Genomic DNA, 20,430 nt, shown 5'->3' on the forward strand with positions numbered 1-20,430 from the left:
TGCGTGCTTCGCCCTTCTCGAGCCCTTATGGCCTCATTCCCACCGCCGGTCGGTCTCCGGGATCGCGCACGGCATCCAGGTCGACCGTCGTCCCATCTTCAATCGCAACGACCTCGGCATATTCCGACAGCTGCCCGCGGATGGCCTCCGCATGTGCTTGGCAGCTCTTCGGATAGATAAACACCGTGGGAGGCATCTCCTCAGGAAGCTCACTGCGGCGGGGCGCTGGCGCTCCCATATCTGACGCATAGATCAACGCAGACACGCGTTTTCCGAGATTCTTCGTCGCCCATTCGACCGCCTGATTAATGGGCTCTGCAAAACTGGTCCCACCTCGGCCGCTGATGCCGAAGCCGCCCGAGGCGAGTGCTTCCTCCCAGTTGTCCTCCCGCAGGATTGTCGGCTTTCCTCGAATCACGGTGTCAGCCGACATGACGACCAGCTCGGGCGACGCGTCATCCTGCTGCCGAACCATTCCGAAGGCCTCCGTGACGACCTCGCTAAGAATCTCTCGATCCATAGATCCGGAGCTGTCGACCAGAAATAGCACGACATTCTCGTTGACATACGGGACACCTGAGCCATCGTAGAACGGCTCGAAACCGATCTCGTCCTCTTCCAGGTAGTAGATCTCATGAGGGATGTCATCGTTGTAGTCGATGAGGGCGCCCTCCCCCTGAATGAGGTGCCGCACCGAGTCCAACCAGGAGAGCTTGCTTTTCGCCGCTATATCGATGACTTCCTGGATTTCGTCCTCCACATGCCCGCCCGGCATCCTAGATGCGCTCTCGGACTGTTTGCGGATTTCTCTTGCCTCCGACAGGGCCGCCTGCACCTTGGCGTCAGCCTCCTTGTCCAGGGCCTCTTGTTTTTTCGATGTGTCCGCATCGCTGATCTTCAGCTTGTCCGCCACGCCCTTCAGGCCTGCTTTATCCAGCGCCTTCTTCAGATCCGAAACCGAGACCAGGTGGTCATTCCCACTGGGGTCATTCGGATCGTCACCGCCTAGCGGGTTCTGCGGACCATCCCCGTCGTCAGGGATCCCTGGTGCCCCGCTCCCCCCCGGATCTCCCTGGCCTCCTGGCTGGTTTTGCTGCTGCTTGCGCTTCTCCTCGCGCTCTTTCTTTTGAACGATCGCGATCGCCTCTTCAGAGAGGCCTTTGTAGTTCGCCTTTTCTTCCTCAGACATTCCAAGGGCCGGAGGCGACGGCTTCGTCTCGCCAGGGAATATCGACCCGCCTGTGAACACGGGCCCACACCGCATTCCCGCCTCACTCAGGATCTCTTCAACTCTCGGGTTGATGTACGCATCGGCTGCGATGTTTGCCGCTCGCGGATGGATGCCCCGCATCCTCTGTAGATGCTTCAGCATCATGTGCATGCCTTCATGGGCTAGCACCGGAATCAACGACTGGGTCTTCTCCCCTCTCTGGCGTGATTCGGCGTCCTCCTTGATGAGCATCGCCAAGAAATCCCGATGGAAGAAGATATGATGCCCAGTTGTGAACGCCGTTCGGCATACCTGGGTTAGCATTGGGTGGTCGTAGCAGTAGACCGGGGTCGAACGCAGGAGGATCGACAGCGCACCAAATCGCGGGACGCCTGACGCGTTGTTCCCTGAGAAGAACTCGACATACTCCTCAAGGATGTCCTGCATCTTGTCGTCGGTGTTGAGTCGCGGTGCTCGGGCCAGCTCCTCACTGAACTTCTTGGAATCTTCTTCGAGTCTAACCTCGCTCATGAGAGCCCCCTACATCCGTGCCCGGGCTCGCCGGGGTGCGTTGTTTGGATCCTGACTAGGCGCAGAGGCAGCCACCGCGGCGCGCATCCTCTGGGACGAGATGAACGCCCCCATGCTGGCTGAGCACCCACTTTCCGCCATATCCCGTATCGACCATCCGTTCATGGAATGAACCGGAGCTTCCAGCGAGACCTCCTGCCGCTCAACCCACCCCTTGAACTCTTTAGGCACGGAATCCAGCTCTGCCCGGCCAAGAACAAAGGCTGCAAAGCATGCAGCCTGAACATCAGGCCCCATTGTCTCCGCGCCCAGACCCGCCTTCTTGATGGATCTCCATGCCCTATCGGCATTCCCCATTGCGCCTTTCTTTGCCAACGAATCCAATGCGGACAGCATTGGATGCCGCCCCATGCCCCAATGAATTCCGCCAGGCTCGACCCCTGCCGATCGATTAACGTCAACCACAGCCCCCAACGACGACTCCACCACCTCGAGCGTGTCATCCTCATGAAGGCCTGCTGAGAGCTGATGCAGAGCGATCTCTGAAATCCAGACCGCCCCTCCGCCTCCCGCCCCGGTCAACTCGACCGACAGGCTTGACCGGTCACCTCTCCCCGCCCTGATGGCCTCCAGGGTGACCGCTGCGGCGTCTTCCGAGGATCCGGATGTGTCGATCGATGGCATCACGAGGGCGAGCATTGGAACCGATGGCGGCACGTCGATTTCCTCATCGATCCTCAGCGATACGTACTGATCGAGCGCCACCCACTCCGATGGAGCCTCCCTGATGTCTCCCGCGAGGCTTTCCGCGTCCTGGGAAGAAATGCGCTTCGGCATCTGGTGCAATAGATCGTCCAGCGAAAGCATTCTCGTCTCCATCTTCCGTCTTTGCCGTGGCCTCAAGCGGGGAAAGGCCGGCGCCCACACCCCTCGTGCGGCGTTCAGTCTAGCGGCATGTTTGCATAAGTGCCACTGTTTACGCTAGTCTCCCCTCATCACGCGGCCGCGCGCGACATCGCACCACGGATCATTGATTAATTACGGCGCCAAGGAGCAAATGGATGTCCGACAAGACCAAGAACCCAGGCTTTCCCGAGATCTCCACCGAACGATTGATCGAGTACCTCTGGAAGGATCTAATGATCCGTGCTCATACCTCAGGTGCCGACCCGGAATGGGATCGCCACATTGAAGATGTCTGGAAGGCGAAGCAAGGCACGCCGTACTTCGAACGCAAGGTAATCCCAACCTATGCGCGCGGCTTCCCCGGCATGGGCAAAACGACTGCATTCCTGGTAGCCGCCAAAGAGGTGGCCGACGACCTCGGAATGAACCTGGTCGAGAACCCTGATGCCCATTACAAGGTTCAGAAGAACGACCTGGTTGTCGTCCTGATGGAGATGGCCGGCGAGGTGTCGAACTCCAACTTCAAGGGCCCCCCGCGGAAGCACACCTTGGCGGGGACCGACAAAGAAGACTTCACGAAGACGATGCCATCGCACAGCATCGGCGCCCTCAAGATGAGCCGCCTCGGCGTGCTTCTGCTCGATGATTTCGCGAACGCTACCCCATCCATTCAGAACACGGCTCTCCCGGTTCTCCAGATGGGGCGCTCTGTGGGCATGGACCTTACCAGCTACCACGATGGCTTGAACCATGTCCTTGGCGGGCTGACCGGAAACCTTGGCGCGCTAGATGGAACCCACACAGCTACCACGTCCTCCGCGCTCGCTACGCGTGTTCGCTCATTCATGGTGAGGGACACCCTGAAGAAGTGGCATGATCGGACGATCGCGAAGTACAACGACCGGATCGCGGACGCGGGTTACTGCGACTTCCTGCAGCAGAACCCGGAGCTCTTCCACCGCCCCGATACATCCAAGGCCGGCCTTCCCTACCCGAACTCGCGAACCCATAGCGACTTTCTGGAGATGGCCCGAGAAGTTGTCTTCTCCTACGAGTACGAGATGGAGGAGGCAATCAAATCGCAGAAGTCCGGGCGCTCGATGCCGATCCCTACCTTTGAGCCCCACCTTCAAACGCTCGAAGAGCTCGGATCAGCCTCGCTTGGCGTGGAATCCGGCCGGAAGCTGCGTGCCTTCTATTCCGCGCGGATGACCCATGCGGCACCGCTCGCAAAAGAGCTGGCCGAGAACGGCGAGCTGAGCAAGGATTCCCTCGAGCTTCTGCAGTCAAAATGGGGCAACGAACAGTCGGCTGACGAGAAGGACTTCGGGTACGCCTTCTTCGGCAGCCTGTCCCGTTATATGGCGCCCAAGCTCGCCGAGGCCTGGAAGTCTTCCAAAGAAACTGGCGACACATCCACATTTGACGCTCACACTCGAGCGATCTCGCATGCGATGTATGACCTGGCCCCCGACAAGCGGCCCCTGGGCTACTTCTCGACGTCGCTAGCGGAGCGCATGGTCCGCACCACCGACGCACCCGACATCATCGGCCACAACACCCCTGCGGGGCCGGTGCTGAACCAGGACATGCTGGTCCAGATGGTCCGGGTCATGAGCACGAACGACAACGCGCATATCGCCGCGAATGAATTCTCGTCAAGCGCAGGCGAGAACAAGAACAAGCTCATCCACACGGGCTTTATCGACCCCATCTCCTTGATGGCCCAGATGAGCGACGCACCCGATCTGGATTTCGACGCGATTGTTGAAGGGGTGGACCTGCCGAGCGCTGCGGAACCGAAAACCGCTGCGGCAAACGAGCAGGAGAGCACCAATGATCTGTTCCAAGAGCCCGTGAAACGCCCCAACAACAGCTTCGGCGTATAAGTCTGAGGCGCCAGTCAATCCGGGCTGGCGCCCTCCATCCAAATCAGACCTGGTGAGCCCCAGGCTGCACTACGCGAACCCCCGCTTATGGCTGACATCTTTAGCCACCCATGGCTTCTCGCTGCGGCCCTCACTTCGTTCTTTGCCATCGCCCTCGGGTGGGCTTTCCTGCCTCGCGCCCGTTCCTCTCAACGATATCGCATCAAGCAATCGAGAAAGATCCTTGAGCGCCTCCCTCATCTAGCTGGGGAAGTTGGGTCGCACTCTCATCGAGCACGCGTCCTTTCCTACCTCCGAAAGATCGACCCTTTCACCTTTGAAGAGATGCTGCTCGAGGCATTCAAGCGTGCCGGGTTCCCCATCAAGAGAAACAAACGATACACCGGCGACGGAGGTATCGACGGCCGCGTTCGTATCGATGGCGTTTGGTGCTTCATCCAGGCCAAGCGGTACAGCTCCTATGTGAGCGCGCAACACGTACGAGACTTTCAAGCGCTATGCGACCGAATGAGAACTCCCGGTTTATTTATCCACACAGGACGGACCAGCCCCGGGACCAGGGCCCTTTTCCAGGATCACGCGGGCACGGTTCTCGTCACGGGTGGAGAGCTTTACAACCTTCTACTGGTTGGCAAGTTCTCTACTTCTTGCGCTCAATAAAAAAGCCCCGGCTCGCTAGAGACCAGGGCCTTCTCGTTCAGGCTTTCGCCTTTCCTCTCTAAATAGCTACATCGCCATTCGTTTTCGAACCTCGAAAGCATGTTGCTCGGCTGTCAGACTTCCGGTCAACTTCGCCTGAACCCCGTCTTTCTTGAGCTGCTCAACAAGTTCATTCGTCGCCATCGACGTCTTGAACTCGAATACACGGCCATCAGGCTTCTCGACTTCGAGTTTTACCAGGTGATGGAGCTGCTCGTCCGTCGCCATCTTCTTCATTAAGCTCTCGACAAGCCGGAAGCGGACCTGGGGATCGACATCCTCTGGAAGCGAGAACTCGATTTCCTGAGCGTCGTCCTGCTTGGCCTCAGCCTTGGGTTCGTCCGTCCATGCATGCCCCTCTAGGGCGGCTCTAACCCTCAGCGCCGCCTCGGACCCTTGCTCGGAAGATAGCGTCTGAACCCAGTCGAGCTCCGCCGCCCTGCCCACCGCAGCAGCGAGTTCACTGCGGACAACCTCCCGTTCGTCCCCTAGAAGATTCCTCATCTCACCTTCCTATGGCCACAGTTTCGAAATATGGCCTAGCTACCCAGCCACAAACCGCTCAATGCGCTTGCACCCGCGCCCGGAGTCGTAGGAAGCCGGGTCGATCTGCGAGCACTCTTCCACATGGGGGTGCACTACCAGAGACGAGCATTCACTGACTTTCGTCAATTCGTTCCCCTTGAGCGTGATCACCAAAGACCAGAAGCGGCCTTCAATGCGCGACTCCGCCCACAGCACCAGTTTCGACCCCTGAATCTCGAAGCTCGTCCAGCGATACGAAAGCAGCTCATCAAACATTGGGGGAAGAACGAAGATCACTTCATTCGGGTTAACAGAGCCATCGACACAGATCCCAGTCGATTCCGAAAGCTTGTCTTGAGCATAGAAGACGCCCTGACCCTTCTCGTCAGCGTCCGCGACCACATACTCACTCTCGACCATCATGACGAGAAACGCTTCTTGCCTTGAAAAACCTTCGTTTTCTCTCGACATTATTCGTGCTGCTCCTGAATCTGGCATTTTGCCCTCCCTTAACTGATGCAAGCTAAATAACTGGCTGCGCCGATCAGCCTCCTTTTTTATGGATTACGTTGGCGAGGTTTTCCTCGAGCCTGTAGGGGTTCATCAGTCCGTCCGGACCAAACACCCCCTCCATAACCAGGTCTGCATCAGTCGCCTCCTCCGCATTACTCTGGAGGCGCACTTTATCGGCGCTACTCTCGGTGTCCCTGTTACCCAGGAATCGCCCAAACTTCTCCGAAGCGCCGAAGAGATGTACCTCTTTATCGGCGCCGCTTTTTTCTGTGTCGGGCTGAAAATTTGGCCCCAAAATCTTCTCGATCTTAGATTTCGCAATAATGGCCGCCCTGCCGACGGCCTCTCGAGATGGCGCGTGCTCCTGAATGCACTTCGGAGCTGACTCGGAAATCAAATCCGCGCACGTAAAAATCCGTGAGGCCACGTCTTGGACGTGCATCCTAGCCTCAACTTCATCCATGCCGCAACCCTGTATTCCGAATTTTATCAAATCCTGACTATCGGGGTCCGTCTTTCCGTTTACCCGAAGAGCTAACTGATCCCCTGATTTCCCGAGAACTCCCGCTGTCACAACTATGTCGTAACCCGGAGACAGAATCGTCTCTTCCCACTTATTTAGTCCGTGAGAGGCCCTGGATAGCATCGAGAAGTTCTTTGCGTGGGCGTCCCCATTTCCGATCAGTGTGTTCACAATGGTTTGCCGAAAAAGCTGCCGTGCATCCCGATACCAGTTGCTCGAAGCTGACTTCACCGCTTCGGCGCAGTCTTCCATGGTTCCCCGATACTTGTGCTCCGCTGCGATACCCCTAACCGAGCAAAGATCTTCCGCCAAGAGCATGCGCCCATCTTCCGGGTTCGGAATATCAAACCGCTCAACGATTAGTGCTGGCATCGGTTCTTTGAGGGCTGGCGCCGAGCTCAAGACACCGCGATCACCGGAATCCAGGGCCGATTCGAAAATCTCTCGACCCGTCATCTCTTTTTCGCTGATCGTCCACCCATTTACTTCTGCGTCCTCCAGCCCAGGTCCCCCATCATCCGCGCACTCGGCTTTCGATAGATCGACAATGCACGACGCTGCGACGCCGATTCCAGCGGCTCTCGCGAGCTCCATTCCGTACCATTCCAATGCTGGAAGCGCGTTGTACGCACCCGGCCCCGGCAGCTTTAGGATATGGGTAAAAGGCGAGTCGATCGCCGGCTTTAGCACTCCCCGCAACGTCATGCTCATCGGTATCTTCGTTTGCGCCCCGGAGATCTTTGCTGCTGACTCAAGAGCAGCCATCTTCTGAGCCCCTAGCTCGAAATCACTTCGAGACGGGTCCGGTATTCCCTCGACCTTTCCTTGGAACTCTCCTTTGCTCGCAAGTGCAATCAAGGGCTCACCAATGTGCCGATCCTCTAGGACAATCAGCGCGCTCTCGTCCCGGTCCACGATGGACAGGTTGGACATAAGACGATTATTTCTCTGTAAGAATTGGGCCTTCGAACTGTGCGAGGGGCCCGGCTCAGGAAGAAGATTGTCGACAAACGCCGGGAATCCACGGACCGGCGATGTGTTCGCCCACATGGGCAGGACCCACCCCTTCTCGTATGAGAAACGCCATCCCCCACTCTTAGTTCCCCTGAGTCTTCCAACGTGCATGTTTGCCCACCGGACAATCATTTCAGTGGGATTACGCAGTTCCGGACGGCCATTCTGACGAGAGGGAACAACCTCGAGGTCTCGCTTGCTGGAATAAAGGAGCCCCTGGTCGGCGAGCGAATACAGCTTGCTCCTGATCCGCTCGAGAGCCCGATCGGATCGGGAATCGGACAGCTCTCTCTCAATTTGATTTACCCAAGCTTCGATCCTGGGCTCGATGGCTCGATCATCCGGCCCCAGCAGGAGCCGATTTCGCCTGAGAAGCCCTGCAATCTCCTCGTCGCTCAGGCGCGCCTCCTCGGTGTCGCGCACGAGGACAACATCGTGAAGCGTCTTGGCAAGTGTCGTTACCGGGATTTCCTGGATCAGAAACTGGCGCGCTTCGTTCGTAGAGACGCCATTCTTTGAGGCCATTGCGAAGTCCAGCACCTCCGGGTGCTCAATCAGCCGGTCGGGGGGCGACCGGTAAGCAACCTCCGCGTCCATATCGACGTCTTTCTTGTACGTCTTGATCTTGACTGGTTCGACAAGTGAAGCCACATCCGAAGCACCCAGACGACTGAGACCTTCGATGATCTCCTCGCCGAGGACTCGCTCGTGAAATCGTTTTAGATTCGGGTCTGACATGAACACGATCCCACCCCGCGGCCGCAGAAGGTAAGCCGAGGAATGGCTCACCACTGCTTCGGGGCGGTAGTAGGAAGCGATCCGAAGCGCGCAATCATGGAGGGTGCGATTGATCGCTCCAGCCGCATACTCAGGGGGCGCGGAGAGGTCCTCCAGGATCTCCCTGGGTGTGGACATGTACACGCCCGGGCAGACCTTCAGGATCTTCCCCTTCGACTCCAGCCTTCGGGCTGGTGACCGACTGATCGTACCGTCGACGAACAGCACGATCAGCGGCGTATGGGCGTCATCCTCCCACTTTTCCGTGCCTGCCGAACTCCCGCCTTCCTGGGCGTCCGGAACCAAGCTGGGATCTAGTTCTTCTGGCATCGAATGACTCAAAAATTAACTTTGCAGTTGAGACTAGCAGCCCATCACCCTCCGGGCAAGCCAAAAAACGCACCATTAGCCAGAAAACGCACCATGTGGATACCCCTAATCATTCTGGATTGACCAGAAAACGCACCATCAACCAATAAACGCACCTTGATGCTGCTGTCGGCCGCGTCACTGGATGCCACCAAGTCGGGGTGAGCGCAAAGTCAAACCAGAAAACGCACCATCAGCGCAGAAATGCACCATGAGCTGGCTCGCCACAGGGGGCCAAGGGGGATCGGCGACGACCTAGACCAATCCGAGCGACCAGCTTTCGCACCATAGGCCAGATTTCGCACCATGACGCCCCCCCCGCGCGCGCACCCCAAGGAGGGCAAACCAAAAAATGCACCTTTTGCGGATGCCGGTGACCGAAATGATTGCCGGAAACGGCGGTCAAGCGCCGCGCCCATCTCACAATGTCCTAACGACGCTCTCGAGGTCCTCGATATCCTTGTGGATGTACTGGGCGGTGGTTTCGTATCTCTCATGTCGCCCAAACTTTTGAACCACCTTATCGGGCATGTTGAGGGCTCTGGCCCGATCGGAGAAACGTGTGATCCCCGTGTGACGAAACCAATGGGGAGATGCCTCCGTCATCATGTTTGCGCGATCTTCCTCGCCCTTTGACCGAAGGATGTCTCGCGCCCGGGCGAAGACCGGCGTGTAGAGCTGATGGATTCGTCTTGACGATATCCCGGTTTCTTTGCGTGCACCTCGCACTAGCGGCGTCGAGTTCCCTGGCGAAGGAAGGCTCGGCCCACCGGCGCACCGAAGATAATCACGAGCGGCCTGAAGCAGCCGGTCACTCATGGGAAGCAGGTCCTCGCGCCCCCCTTTTCCGCGAATCCGTATCCGCCACCGCCCATCCCGGCTGCGAGTACAATCTCCCACCGCCATCAGTGCGGGCTCATGGATGCGGGCCGCGACATCAACCATTAGTAGAGTAATCAGATTCAGCCTTGCTCGGTCCTTCGCTTGCGCCACAGTCGAATGCGGCATCTCATCGATCGCCTCGAATATTGCCGACAACTGGATGTCATCGAAAATACGTTCTTGCTTGCCATGGGCGGCTGCGCTCCCCTTATTGCCCCGCCGGCGGGCCGACCTGCGCACCGCAAATGGCGTGGCAGCAAGGTAGTTCGCGTCGACCAGGAAGGCATACATGGCCGCCACGACAACGAGCGCCGTCCTCCGACTGGATGGCGAAAGGCCGCCAATAAACGGCCGCCATTCTGGATTTCGACTCCCATCAGCAAGGACTCGTGGCTTCTTTGGCCCGCACCACTTCGACCGCGGCTGGGGATCTTTTAGAAACTCTTCGTAACAACGGATATCTTCGGGAGTGAGGTCGCTGATCGACTTTCCCCTCTCTTCCGCGGCCCACACCACCAGGCGCACACACTCTTTCTCATACGAGCGAAGGGTGCTCGGCGAATCTGTGTACTCTGCGAGAAATTCCTGGATCGCTGCCAGGTCATCTTCGACATGGATGAGTACCGGCGCACCCACTTCCCCTTCTGCGCGTTTGAGATACCCACCGGCTCGAGCCACATCCGCCAACGCCCCCGCCCGACCATGTGAAGTCGAAAGCCCCCGGCCCGCAACAGGGGCCATCACGCTCTTGCTCCACCCAGGTTGTCCCTGGACCTTTCGAGCTCCCGGAGCGCTCTCGGCTTTCGATGGTCCTTTGCGCGCTGAATCAGTGCCTCCAGATCATCCGCTAGCCACGACTCCACCTGACCAAGAGCGGATGACAAGGCCTCGTCAGAGTCGAGGTCGATCATCTCGTGAATAAGAGCCATAAGCTCATCATCAGTCATGCTCAACCCCATCGGATGCGTCCTTAGCCGCGGATCGTCCGCGCCCCAGTACCAATGAAACTCGCTCTCACCACCGTCATCACGATCGTATTGCGTCTCGTCCATCTCACACTCCAGCAAGGCTCACAGCAGGACGAGCGACCCGAGCCTTCCCGGCCGCGGCCACCTTCTCCAGTAGCTCCTGCTTCACCGAGGCCTCCGCCTCCTCCTCATCCACCCCGGCCTGAGCAGAGAGCATCTCTCGCACCCGCTGCGCAGACCCCATCACCTGGTCGCTAGTCCTGCGCTTGGACTCAACGCAACGGTGCAGGTCCTCCGCAATCGTGCCCTCAGCGATCGGAATCGTGACATTCACATCTCGCGTCTGACGCATCCTCCAGGCCCGGTCCTCAGCCTGGTCTACCATCCCCGGCGTCCAAGGGAAAAGGTTGAACGTGACGTTATTCCCCCTGACCAGGTTGAATCCCACCCCCCCGGCTGCAGTGGTTGCGGAAAAGACCCTGCAGCTCTCGTCTTCCTGGAATTGGTCCATTCGGCGGGTGCGCTCTTCCATCGATGAGTCCCCGGTAACCGTAACTCCCTCGATTCCTCTCGCCCCCAGGGCCTCACTGACCCAGTCCGCGGTCTCCCGGAACTCGGAGAACACAATGAACTTCTCATCAGGCCGGAGGGCTAGATCGCGGAGCGTGTTCTCGACGACCCATTTCGCGGTCTCGCGCTCAACCAGCCGGCGCAGCGCGTTGAGCTTCGGAAGCGGGTTCTCGAACGAATCATCATTGTACAGGCGGTCGTACAGCTCCTGGCTCTCTGGCCCCAGGCTAAATCTGTTGACATTCCGGTGTTTCGCAGGGAAATGCTTGAGGACGTCGGCTTTTATCCGGCGAATCATCCACTCCGCGAGCACCTCACCCAGCCGCTCCCGAAGGGGGGCTCCCCCTGCAAATTCCTGCTCAAACCGCTGCCGGTCAAGTGCACCCAGCGGATGCCCGCACACCTTCAGGAGCGCGTGAATCTCTCGTTCCCGGTTCAGGATTGGCGTGCCCGTCATCGCCAGAACATTGCCAATGATTGCGGACACTTCAGCCGTATGCTGATACCGCTGACTCTCTTCTTCTTTCAGGTAGTGAGACTCATCGAGAACAATCTTCCCAAATCGCCCTGGATTCTGGCGGACGTACTCCTTGATGAGATCCATCTGCTCGTAGTTCGCAATGACCCAGCGACTATCTGTCAGTATGCCGTCGCGCTTGCGCTGGACCACCTCAACCCGGAACGCCTCATCTACATCAACGATCTCTCGCCGCCAGTTCTCTTTCAGGTTTGCCGGGCACACCACCAGGATATCTTTCGGCGTAGCTCCGGCAGCGACCACGGATTGGCGGGTCTTTCCGAGACCCATATCATCCGCGATCAGCGACGATGTGAACTCTGCTCCATGCCGAGCCCCTTCAATCTGGAAGTCTTCTAGGGTTGCCTTTCGAGCAAGGCGATCGAACTCGGCCTGGTCATAGTGCGCCGGGCGACGGGGCGTGGAAACGATCTCGATTACTTTTCTTCGGCGATACTCGCTGACGATCTTCGGCGCTACAGGGAGTTCGTCATCCGCGCTACAGAGGGCTCCGACATCGATCCCCACGTACTCATCATCAATGAGCTCGGCCGCTTCCTGCAGCGAGAGGGCCCGAGGGTGGACATGCTGCAGCTCCCTACGGATGCCGGCCTGCTCAAGCTCCTGCGACACCGTGGCGAGATTGAGCCCCCACCTCAGCCAGCAACTACCTGCCTCGTCCCACTGCCACCCCATCCTTTTGAGGTCCGCATTCACCCAGCGGTCGGATTCCACGCTCACGGCATAAACGTCGCAGGCCAGGCTCTCATCGCGAACCACGAACACCCGCGTATTCAGGTATCTCACGATCGCTTCCGGCTTGGGCGACTGGACCGCCCTTTCGACCTTGGTCAGGGCAGCATTCTTCGAGAAGTAGAATGCCGACCTGGGAGGCATCATGGAGAATTCGTACTCGATCCTGTCGAGCAGGCCCACCACCTGGTTAGGCGGATAACACCACGCTCTTCTTGGCCCGAAGAACCCACCGCCAAACCTCGGATCCTTCAGTGCTGGCAGCAATTGCTTCACATAATCAAAGTTCATGACCATGCGCCGACCATCCCACACGACGGCCTTCAAAAAGGGGCGCTGCCTCGTTTCTGGCTGATCGCCGGTCCTTAGGGGGGCGCTCGGGGGCGCAATCTCACCGATACCGAGCGATTCCGACGAGAACATCCCTAGCGGCCTTTGCTTCTCTTGTGTTTCAAGTAATCATCGAATGCGGCCTTGAGCGAGTCCACAGCCTTCCTGATGCAGGGCTCATCAAGCCCCTTTCCTGCGGCCTTCTCAGCGAGCAAGTGCGCTCGGATAGCAGCCGCTTCAGCCGAGGCAGTCTGCCTTCCAACGTCATTGAGGACGTAATAAAGCCGCCGGCTCTCGAGCTTGACCCACGGTATAAAGCTCGTCGACATTTTCCCCCCGTAGTGGAGGCTCATCATATAAGCGAGCATGGTGAAGACGTACGCATGCCGCTTCTTGGCTTCTTGCGCGTACTTGGAGTCGCCATACTCCTTCAGAACTTTCGCAACCTCTGAGTTAACGTCTTTCTTGGAGAATTCGCCGGCATAGCAAGCCCCCATGTCGCCCTTGAGCGTGTCCCAGCGGTCTTTCTGTTCGTTCACCTTCAGCAGAAGCACCGCCATGACCCAGCGCTCGGGGTCCGTCATGTCGTCGTACCCAGTGAAGCGCTTCCCGAGTTGTTTTTGCATGACCTTCTCTGCTGTCGGGTAGTCAAAGTATTCCCCAACAGCCGGGTCCTTCTTTGCCAGATGATATTTGGCAATAAACTGGATGGGCTTCAGCCTTACCGCCCAATCACCTTTGGTCAGGTCGAGGTTTTTGGAAGGGTTGTGCTTCACGAACAGCCGAGAGAACCTCCACACCTCGGTTTCCTGCTTGAGCAGGCTCTCCATGGTGTGCGCCTTGTTGAATCGATTCTTCCGGTACATCATCAAGCCCATGAGCACCACGACCAGGCCGTACAGAACGGAAGGGAACGGGTACAGCATCTGCTCGACCCGCCAGAATGCCGCGTAATCGGCCGACCCAATTGGCGACGTCCTGAAGTTTTGATGTACCTCCTCCATGGTCGCGCCCACCGATTCCGGCAGCATGAACGCCAGTTTCGACCAAACCCAGGTATCCGCCATGCGGGTTATATGCCATGGGATTGTCACTAAGCGTGGCTCAAAGTACAGAAATATAAGAAGCCCAAGAGCCAGGAGGGTCCACATCCAAAACGTGTTCTCCTGAAGAGAGAGATCGCCCTTCATTCGCCGCGCTCCATCGGGCGCTCTACGTTCCTTTCACTCTTGGCTTTCGCTCGAGCGAGGGTCAGACTTGGAATCCAATCTTTAGGATTTGTGTACCAGTCCAAGAACGGAACCAAGCTGCGCTCGCGAATCTGCAGGGCTTGCCAGCTATACCTGGAGGCCATCAAAGCGGTCGAGGTTAGAATTAATAGAAGACCAATGACCGTTACGATCTGAAGACCGCTCGCGATACTAAAAATCGGGTGAATCACCGGGACACCGTTCTTTGCCACATACAACGTGAATGCCGCAATCAGGGCGGACCACACCACGTTCATCCAGAACCCGATAATGATTCTGCCGTACATAGTCGCAAGGTCCTCATCCGTTAGACCCTCCTCCCGCACCCTCCACTCGAACCGCTCTCGGTCATTCTCGATCGCGAGCGCCCTGGAGTCGGCCTCAGCCGTCTTCCTGGCGAGGCTATCGACCGCTTCTTTGCTGGTCGAAAGAATCGATCCGGATCCCTCTGGAAGGACCCCTGATCCCAGCTTCCTGTGAAAATAAGGGGACGCCAGCCAGCCAAGGAATCCTCCACGTTTTTCTTCTGATGACATTGCGTAAGTGACCCCTTGCATAAAGTGAGTATGTCTTATAGGCTATCTTCTCACCATGCCAATTTTTCGTCAACGTGTTTAGGAGTTGTTGCTGATGAGCGAAGTTCTCGCAAACGAAGCCCTCGAGTCGGGCGCGGAAGACGTTTCTTCTGGCGCCCTGGTGGAGCGCTACCGGGAGGGCTTGAGCTCGGAAGGCTCCTATCCCGCTGCACGCATGCTTTCGGTAACCATGCGCTCCGCGCTCGTTACAGGCCAGGATCGATCCCACGCGATGACGCGCGAGATGGTGGAGGAGATTCGCAATGCGGCGCTTCTCGCCGCCTCGGAGGCAGCCGACAAGTACGGCCTCTCCCTTGATGACGTGGACACCCAGTTCGGGGAGAGGGAGGCTGAGCTCTCCTTCAGGATCTCCGCGGTAGATCTCCTCGGCATGGATCGGTATGCCCGCATGCTGCTTTCCGACTACGCGAATGCTGGGCTTGAGGCCAGCGACTTTGGCCGGGAATTCCACCACCAGGGGCATCGATTCGTCATCACGGGTCTGCGCGATTCCTCCCGGCCTGGCCTCTTTGAGGTCCGCCTATTCGACCTCGAGAGTCAATCCATCTCGTTCGTGGCAAGCGCGGCGGTCGCCAAGGTTATCTACGGCACCCAGTAGTCGCTCCCTTCCCGAAAATTACGGGATCGCGAGAAGGCCGGGCAGGTACGCCCGGCCTTTTTGTTTGCGCCTGCGACTCAGTCACAGCAATCTCATCGCCGCATGGCTGCCCGGGTTTTCGCCACCCCGGGGCCAACCGCCGACGGTGACCACTGCAGCGCTCCCCTTTCTGAGCGCAGCTGATCGGCGATTTGCTCCGGATCCGCATTCGGCCCAGCGGATCTCGCCACGGTTGCCGACCTGCTCATCCGCTCCCTGTAAGCGTCGGACAGCCCCTTTTCCCTTAGTGGGTGCCCTTCCGCCAGTCGAGGGGCCACCTCAGCCTCGAAAAATCCCGGATCAGCCCGGAAACCCTCGCCTGTCGAAACCACGGTTTCCCCGCCCTTGAGTCTCACCCCCACAAAACCACCTCCTTTCAATTGCCAAACGTTAACGATGGCTCAGCGGCACATTCCGCCGCTCCTGCACAATCGCCTTTTCACGAGACATCAGACAGAGATCAACCGATCGGGTGTTTGCGTCCCTTATAGCTCTCGTCACCGCCGGGGAGCAGCCAACCCTGATACCAAGCGTCCGAGGCTCATCGTCCATATAGGTATCCGCCTGGAGGACCAGTGCGCGCGGCTCGATGGCCACCGACCGCCACTCCACATCCGCCAGAAACGGGGCCTCCTCTTCTGGCGCCACAATGAAGAGGCGCCCGCCCTCTCGAACCCCAACGCCAAAGACACTATTGGCTTCTCCGCGCAGACAGAAGACGCCCTTCCCGTCTGTTGTGGCGAACCCCGTCTCCACAAGGGCCGCGACGTACTCTTCGAGCAAGGTCTTGCCAATCGCAGCGCGCAGCGCCGCCTCGATCCCATCGTTCAGCGCCCCCGAGGGTCGGCGCGCGCCCTGCTCGGCTTTTAGATTCTCCATTTCGCCCCTGTCCTCGGTTATGTGAGCACTCCGAGGTGTGCGCATTCTCACCTAAATCTTGCCTACCTCGAGAGGTCGTGTAGAATACAAGAACACGATCACTTTGGAAATTAGGAGCCATCATGGCGTCCGTCAGCATTCCCTCTGAAGTTCGCCAAACTCACGCCCTCATCGCGCGCCTTATGGTCCCTGAGGGTGGCTCCCCGCGCATGATCGAGTCGACCCTCGATGAGCCGTCCTCCTCCGTAGAGCCGAGCGACAAGCTGATCCGGATCGCCTCCTATATGACCAACGAATACAGCATCGCACTTTTTGGCGATGCCGCATATGACGTTGATTTTGTTTCCAATGGAACAGAGATCGAGACGCCAAAGTTCCTTCGCAACCGTGATTTCGCAGCCTTCGACTCGAGCATCGAAATCTCCCTTGGCTACGAAGCCTGGCGAACGATCCTTCCATACAGCCCTGAGCTTAACGCTCTTGATGGGCGTCCCGCTGAGCAGTGGTGGGACGATCTGGCCATCGCGGCAGGGCCCGGCGCAAAGCTCGTCCAGGGCGAAGGTTTTGCGTCTATGGTCGCTGGTCAAGCGAGTCTATTTACGCACATTGACGCGGAAACCCTTATGGCTTCGCTCGCGGATGACACCTTGCCCCATATCTTCCCTCGCGCGCCCTCAAGGGCCCTGTAGAAGACCAAGAGAGCACCATGGACAGCGAACACAAGCAGTCGGCCGACCCCTTTACTCCGGCGCGAGAGTTTCAAGCGGAGCGGTTTGCCCGCAAGAACGATGGCGAGACCGAGAATGAGGCGCCGCGCACGAGACGACGCGCACGCAAGAAACAACGAGGGGACACCTCTGGCGGCACCGCGTCTTCGTCCTCTGTCTTTGAGCACATGAAGCGGCGCGCTGAAGAGAACCAGTCGGCTGACGAAATGGCCCCTCCCTCCCACGAATCAAGCGTGAGCCGGGAGGCAGATTACGCGAGCCGTGTCTGGCTTACGGCTCTCGGCACCCTTGAGCCCCTACTCCGGTCCACCATCGCCCGGCCTGGCTCAGGCGAGACCGTTGGGGATCGAATCTCAAGTCTGAAGCCGCTCATCCGCGAGTCGGACTCGCTGGCTTACAACATTGCGCACAGCCTTCAAGAAAACGCGTTCGACCCTTGGGCCGAAAAGAACCGATGGTCGCTGAGGAAGATTCTCCGGATGGCGTCGGAATCAGTGGGCTTCAACTGGGAAAGGCATGAGACCGCCGACCATAGGCCCATTCTGGGTCAGTATCAGTTTGTCATCGAGGGCCTCAGCGAGAACCTGCCGGGTAAGGGGGAGCCGGAGCGCGCGCATGAGAGCACGGGCGACCTATTCGCCGGATTCATCAAGGAGGTTGCGAGCGAGTCTGGCAATGCGAACGAGCACTTCACTGCAGATGCGAAGGCACGCCTCCAGCTCAGCCTGCTCGAATCCATGCGCCCGGTCATCAACGAGATCAATCGTTTCGCGTTCTTTCAGGACCGGAAGCAGCTTTCTCACGATGCAGCGAATCGTGTGGCCGCTGGGGCGATCTGGCTTTTCAACAAGCAGTCGTCTCCCGCAATGACTGCCGACGGTCGACTCACTCTCCTGCAGGGGTCGCTACGACACGCCGGCGACCTGTACTCAAAAGCTTGGGCGACTTGCGCCACCCAGGCGCTCAACCGCATCCTCGCCGCCAATTCGGAAGAGGAGCGGGAGCAGGCGAAGAGCGCCATCATTGCAGAAGGCAACCCTCTGGAGCTTGTTCAGAAGCACTTCGACCGGTCAGCGGGCTATCTCGCCTCCGCGGCGGAAGCGGCATCTGACCACATCCAGCGGGCTCTCAATTCTCGCCTCGAGTTCAAATCCAGCTCGGCGCAGGTGGGATCCCCCCCGGGCGGGGAGCGCAAATGAAGGCGCGCCGTCACGCCCTATCTTGGCTCCTAGGTCTTGGTATGGGGTCCGCCTCCATGCTCTTTGCGTCTCCGGCTCACGCCGCTGCGGCGAGCTGCCGCCCGGTTACGAACGCAATCATCGAATACCTCAACGTCTACCTCCCTGAGCAGATCGAGTTGTACATGGACAACCTCGAAATGACCATGGAGTACCTGACGGAGGCCTCAGGAGACCAGGATAGTGCGCAAATCGGACGCGCAGGTGACGCCATCATTGACGGCATCACCCAGCAGCACAACCACAAGGTTCAGCTCGAGACGGAGCCACGCCCCTCCGCATGCACAGACGCCAGAACCCAGGCAGCCCTGGAAACGGTCAGCCAAGCCGCAGAGGCCGAGAAGGCACACCTCATCGCAGAAGAGATGTGCCGCGTGCAGACCCAGAACCATACCGAGGCCCGAAAGGACCGGGTGGATCGACATCGGCAACTCCGCGAGTTTGAGGATGTTGGCTTCTCGGATATCGCTGCCGAGACCCTCCTCAATCCTGTCGGGTATCGCTACCCCGAGCTTGCTCAGGACTTTATTCATAACCTTCTCGGCGAGACAGCCCATCTAGCCCGAGAGGGCCTTGACGAGCGCACCGCTACGCCCCGCGAAGCCGCCTATAGGCACAACCGCGACGTCTACCAGATCCGTGTTGCGACCATTCTTGATGCCGTCTACACGATCTTCACGGATCGCCTTCGGTCCCCCGCTGCCGGGCAGGATATTTTCGACACGGCGACCCCACACGAAAACGCGATCCTGTCGGATATGGGGGTTGAGCGTGACCAGGGATTTTCCGTTCTCGACATCTACGAGTTCGAGATCAGACGGACGTACGGGAGCATCGAGTGGCGTGACCGGATCGCGCAGTACGGCGCATCCACCCCCGTGACAAAAGAACTTGCACGCCTGAAGAGTATCGGCCGACAACTCCAGGACCGCCTGGCTTCCCAGGAGAGTCAAAAGGCGGTGCTGGAGTCTCTCCTGGGGATGTCCGAGCTTGAAGATAAGGCCCCTGGCGAAAGGCCCTCCTCCCCTCGCTCACTCGAACCCGTTGGAGGCTGACCAGGCATGGGTATCTCACGAAAGAAGAACCCCTCCAGGCGCGGCGCCCTGCGTTACCTCGTTGGAGGGGCCGCGGGCTTCTTGGGTGTGCTCGGATTATCCAAGCAGTCCAAGGCAGATATGTGCCCATTCAACCCGTTCCGCATCGGCTTCGAAGTTGGAACCGAGGTTGCGGAGGAGTTTGCCGAGGATCTGTGTGAGCTGCAGAGCACGACCACCGAGTCGGAGCAGGACGCTGCCGATCAGCGTAGTCGCGCCATAGGTGAGTTCGCCGACAGCATCAACCAGGCCATCATCAATGCCCACAATTCCGATGTCTATCGAGACTCCGAGCCCAATCCCAACGAATGCCAGCAGGCCTCTTTCGCCAAGGCAAACCTCGAGTCCGGGAACGCATTGCGCAACCAGATCCGAGTCGACCATCTAGCGCACATCAAGGCCCGAAACTCTAATGTCTATGGCGACCGCGACCAGGCCTACGATCAAGCGGTAGCGCGAGGAGAAGTTTGTGGTGGCTCGTTCCCCGGGCATCTGTCTCCCTCCATGGTCACGAGCGATCACAATCTCCCCGACGAGATCAAACAAAGCGCGGACGAGTTCGAGCGCCTAATGAGTGACGGGCTTTTCCAGGTTCCGTACGAGGTTCCGCAATCACAAACGGATAGCGGACGTGGTGAGCTCTATCAAGGCGCTCGCATCCGCCAGATGTCCCGCCAAAGCGCTCTCTGGTACGTCGTCCAGAAAAACATGGCCCGTCGAACATACGGGAGTGAGAACTCTCCCCGCGCCCTGGAAAGGGCTGAGGTCTTCGCTGCGAGTCGCGAGGAAAGCATCAGCGCCCTCGACCAACTCGGCTCTCCAGTACCGATTTGGAAGCACATGCTCTCCCTGCAGGCATCCATCAATCATCGGGAATACCGTCGCCTGGAGGCTATGAAAGAGCGCTCCGTACCGGCCGCCATTCGCTTCATGGTCTATTTCGAAGACCGCGCTGTGGATGAGGAGCAGGACCGCCCGGCTCCCGTCACGATTCGCCCCGCAACCCGCGCCCTATCTCCGCGATAGCGCTAG

General features: G+C 58.6%; 18 protein-coding genes. 7 read left to right on the top strand and 11 right to left on the bottom strand.

The genetic code is table 11. The features are described 5' to 3' along the window. Nucleotides 1–25: 25 nt before the first annotated feature. Together F579_RS0113075 and F579_RS0113080 are read right to left on the bottom strand one after the other, a co-directional pair. Nucleotides 26–1,741 carry a hypothetical protein gene (locus F579_RS0113075; protein ID WP_019025496.1) on the bottom strand — a complete coding sequence of 572 codons (1,716 nt, stop codon included), beginning with the start codon at nt 1,739–1,741 and terminating at the stop codon, nt 26–28. Nucleotides 1,742–1,750: 9 nt separating this feature from the next. After that, nucleotides 1,751–2,608 (bottom strand): hypothetical protein, encoded by an 858-nt coding sequence (locus F579_RS0113080; RefSeq protein WP_019025497.1) that lies wholly within the window; start codon nt 2,606–2,608, stop codon nt 1,751–1,753. A gap of 194 nt (nt 2,609–2,802) precedes the next feature. Between F579_RS0113080 and F579_RS0113085 the strand changes: the two genes are divergently transcribed. Further along, on the top strand, nt 2,803–4,536 hold the full coding sequence (locus tag F579_RS0113085; RefSeq protein ID WP_019025498.1) for a hypothetical protein: 1,734 nt from the start codon (nt 2,803–2,805) through the stop codon (nt 4,534–4,536). 87 nt (nt 4,537–4,623) lie between these two features. Next, complete coding sequence (locus F579_RS15470; RefSeq protein ID WP_019025499.1) at nt 4,624–5,196, top strand: restriction endonuclease; 573 nt, start codon at nt 4,624–4,626, stop codon at nt 5,194–5,196. Between the two features lie 66 nt (nt 5,197–5,262). Here the strand turns inward: F579_RS15470 and F579_RS0113095 are convergent, their stop codons facing one another. The 8 genes from F579_RS0113095 to F579_RS0113130 all read right to left on the bottom strand — a co-directional run bounded on the left by F579_RS0113095 (nt 5,263) and on the right by F579_RS0113130 (nt 14,762). Then, entirely contained in the window at nt 5,263–5,739 is a 477-nt protein-coding gene (locus F579_RS0113095) for a hypothetical protein (RefSeq protein ID WP_019025500.1), read from the bottom strand. A 39-nt stretch (nt 5,740–5,778) separates the two neighbouring features. Next, entirely contained in the window at nt 5,779–6,231 is a 453-nt protein-coding gene (locus F579_RS0113100) for a hypothetical protein (protein WP_019025501.1), read from the bottom strand. A gap of 73 nt (nt 6,232–6,304) precedes the next feature. Beyond that, nucleotides 6,305–8,917 carry a type II toxin-antitoxin system HipA family toxin gene (locus F579_RS0113105; protein WP_019025502.1) on the bottom strand — a complete coding sequence of 871 codons (2,613 nt, stop codon included), beginning with the start codon at nt 8,915–8,917 and terminating at the stop codon, nt 6,305–6,307. 459 nt (nt 8,918–9,376) lie between these two features. Continuing rightward, nucleotides 9,377–10,474, bottom strand: a complete 1,098-nt coding sequence (locus tag F579_RS0113110; protein WP_019025503.1) for a tyrosine-type recombinase/integrase — start codon at nt 10,472–10,474, stop codon at nt 9,377–9,379. A gap of 104 nt (nt 10,475–10,578) precedes the next feature. Then, nucleotides 10,579–10,890: a hypothetical protein gene (locus F579_RS0113115; RefSeq protein WP_019025504.1), complete on the bottom strand. Its 312-nt coding sequence runs from the start codon at nt 10,888–10,890 to the stop codon at nt 10,579–10,581. A gap of 1 nt (nt 10,891) precedes the next feature. Then, nucleotides 10,892–12,937, bottom strand: a complete 2,046-nt coding sequence (locus F579_RS0113120; protein WP_231365831.1) for a DEAD/DEAH box helicase — start codon at nt 12,935–12,937, stop codon at nt 10,892–10,894. A 134-nt stretch (nt 12,938–13,071) separates the two neighbouring features. Further along, nucleotides 13,072–14,166 (bottom strand): hypothetical protein, encoded by a 1,095-nt coding sequence (locus tag F579_RS0113125; protein WP_019025506.1) that lies wholly within the window; start codon nt 14,164–14,166, stop codon nt 13,072–13,074. After that, nucleotides 14,163–14,762: a hypothetical protein gene (locus F579_RS0113130; RefSeq protein WP_019025507.1), complete on the bottom strand. Its 600-nt coding sequence runs from the start codon at nt 14,760–14,762 to the stop codon at nt 14,163–14,165. The genes F579_RS0113125 and F579_RS0113130 overlap by 4 nt, the downstream gene beginning before the upstream one ends. 94 nt (nt 14,763–14,856) lie before the next feature. On the opposite strand from F579_RS0113130, the gene F579_RS0113135 reads away from it, so the two are divergent. Continuing rightward, on the top strand, nt 14,857–15,420 hold the full coding sequence (locus F579_RS0113135) for a hypothetical protein (protein ID WP_019025508.1): 564 nt from the start codon (nt 14,857–14,859) through the stop codon (nt 15,418–15,420). 429 nt (nt 15,421–15,849) lie between these two features. On the opposite strand, the gene F579_RS0113140 is transcribed toward F579_RS0113135, so the two are convergent. Beyond that, nucleotides 15,850–16,338 (bottom strand): hypothetical protein, encoded by a 489-nt coding sequence (locus F579_RS0113140; RefSeq protein WP_019025509.1) that lies wholly within the window; start codon nt 16,336–16,338, stop codon nt 15,850–15,852. A gap of 122 nt (nt 16,339–16,460) precedes the next feature. Here F579_RS0113140 and F579_RS0113145 point away from each other — a divergent pair, with 122 nt between their 5' ends. Genes F579_RS0113145 through F579_RS0113160 form a run of 4 tightly spaced genes read left to right on the top strand, consistent with a single transcriptional unit; the run spans nt 16,461 to nt 20,424 of the window. Continuing rightward, on the top strand, nt 16,461–17,027 hold the full coding sequence (locus F579_RS0113145; protein ID WP_019025510.1) for a hypothetical protein: 567 nt from the start codon (nt 16,461–16,463) through the stop codon (nt 17,025–17,027). A gap of 17 nt (nt 17,028–17,044) precedes the next feature. Next, nucleotides 17,045–18,265 carry a hypothetical protein gene (locus F579_RS0113150; protein WP_019025511.1) on the top strand — a complete coding sequence of 407 codons (1,221 nt, stop codon included), beginning with the start codon at nt 17,045–17,047 and terminating at the stop codon, nt 18,263–18,265. Then, nucleotides 18,262–19,359: a hypothetical protein gene (locus tag F579_RS0113155; RefSeq protein ID WP_019025512.1), complete on the top strand. Its 1,098-nt coding sequence runs from the start codon at nt 18,262–18,264 to the stop codon at nt 19,357–19,359. Before F579_RS0113150 ends, F579_RS0113155 begins: the two co-directional genes overlap by 4 nt. A 6-nt stretch (nt 19,360–19,365) precedes the next feature. Beyond that, nucleotides 19,366–20,424, top strand: a complete 1,059-nt coding sequence (locus tag F579_RS0113160; protein ID WP_019025513.1) for a hypothetical protein — start codon at nt 19,366–19,368, stop codon at nt 20,422–20,424. Nucleotides 20,425–20,430: the final 6 nt, after the last annotated feature.

The sequence above is a fragment of the Thioalkalivibrio sp. ALJ21 genome, assembly GCF_000378605.1.
Lineage (GTDB): Bacteria > Pseudomonadota > Gammaproteobacteria > Ectothiorhodospirales > Ectothiorhodospiraceae > Thioalkalivibrio.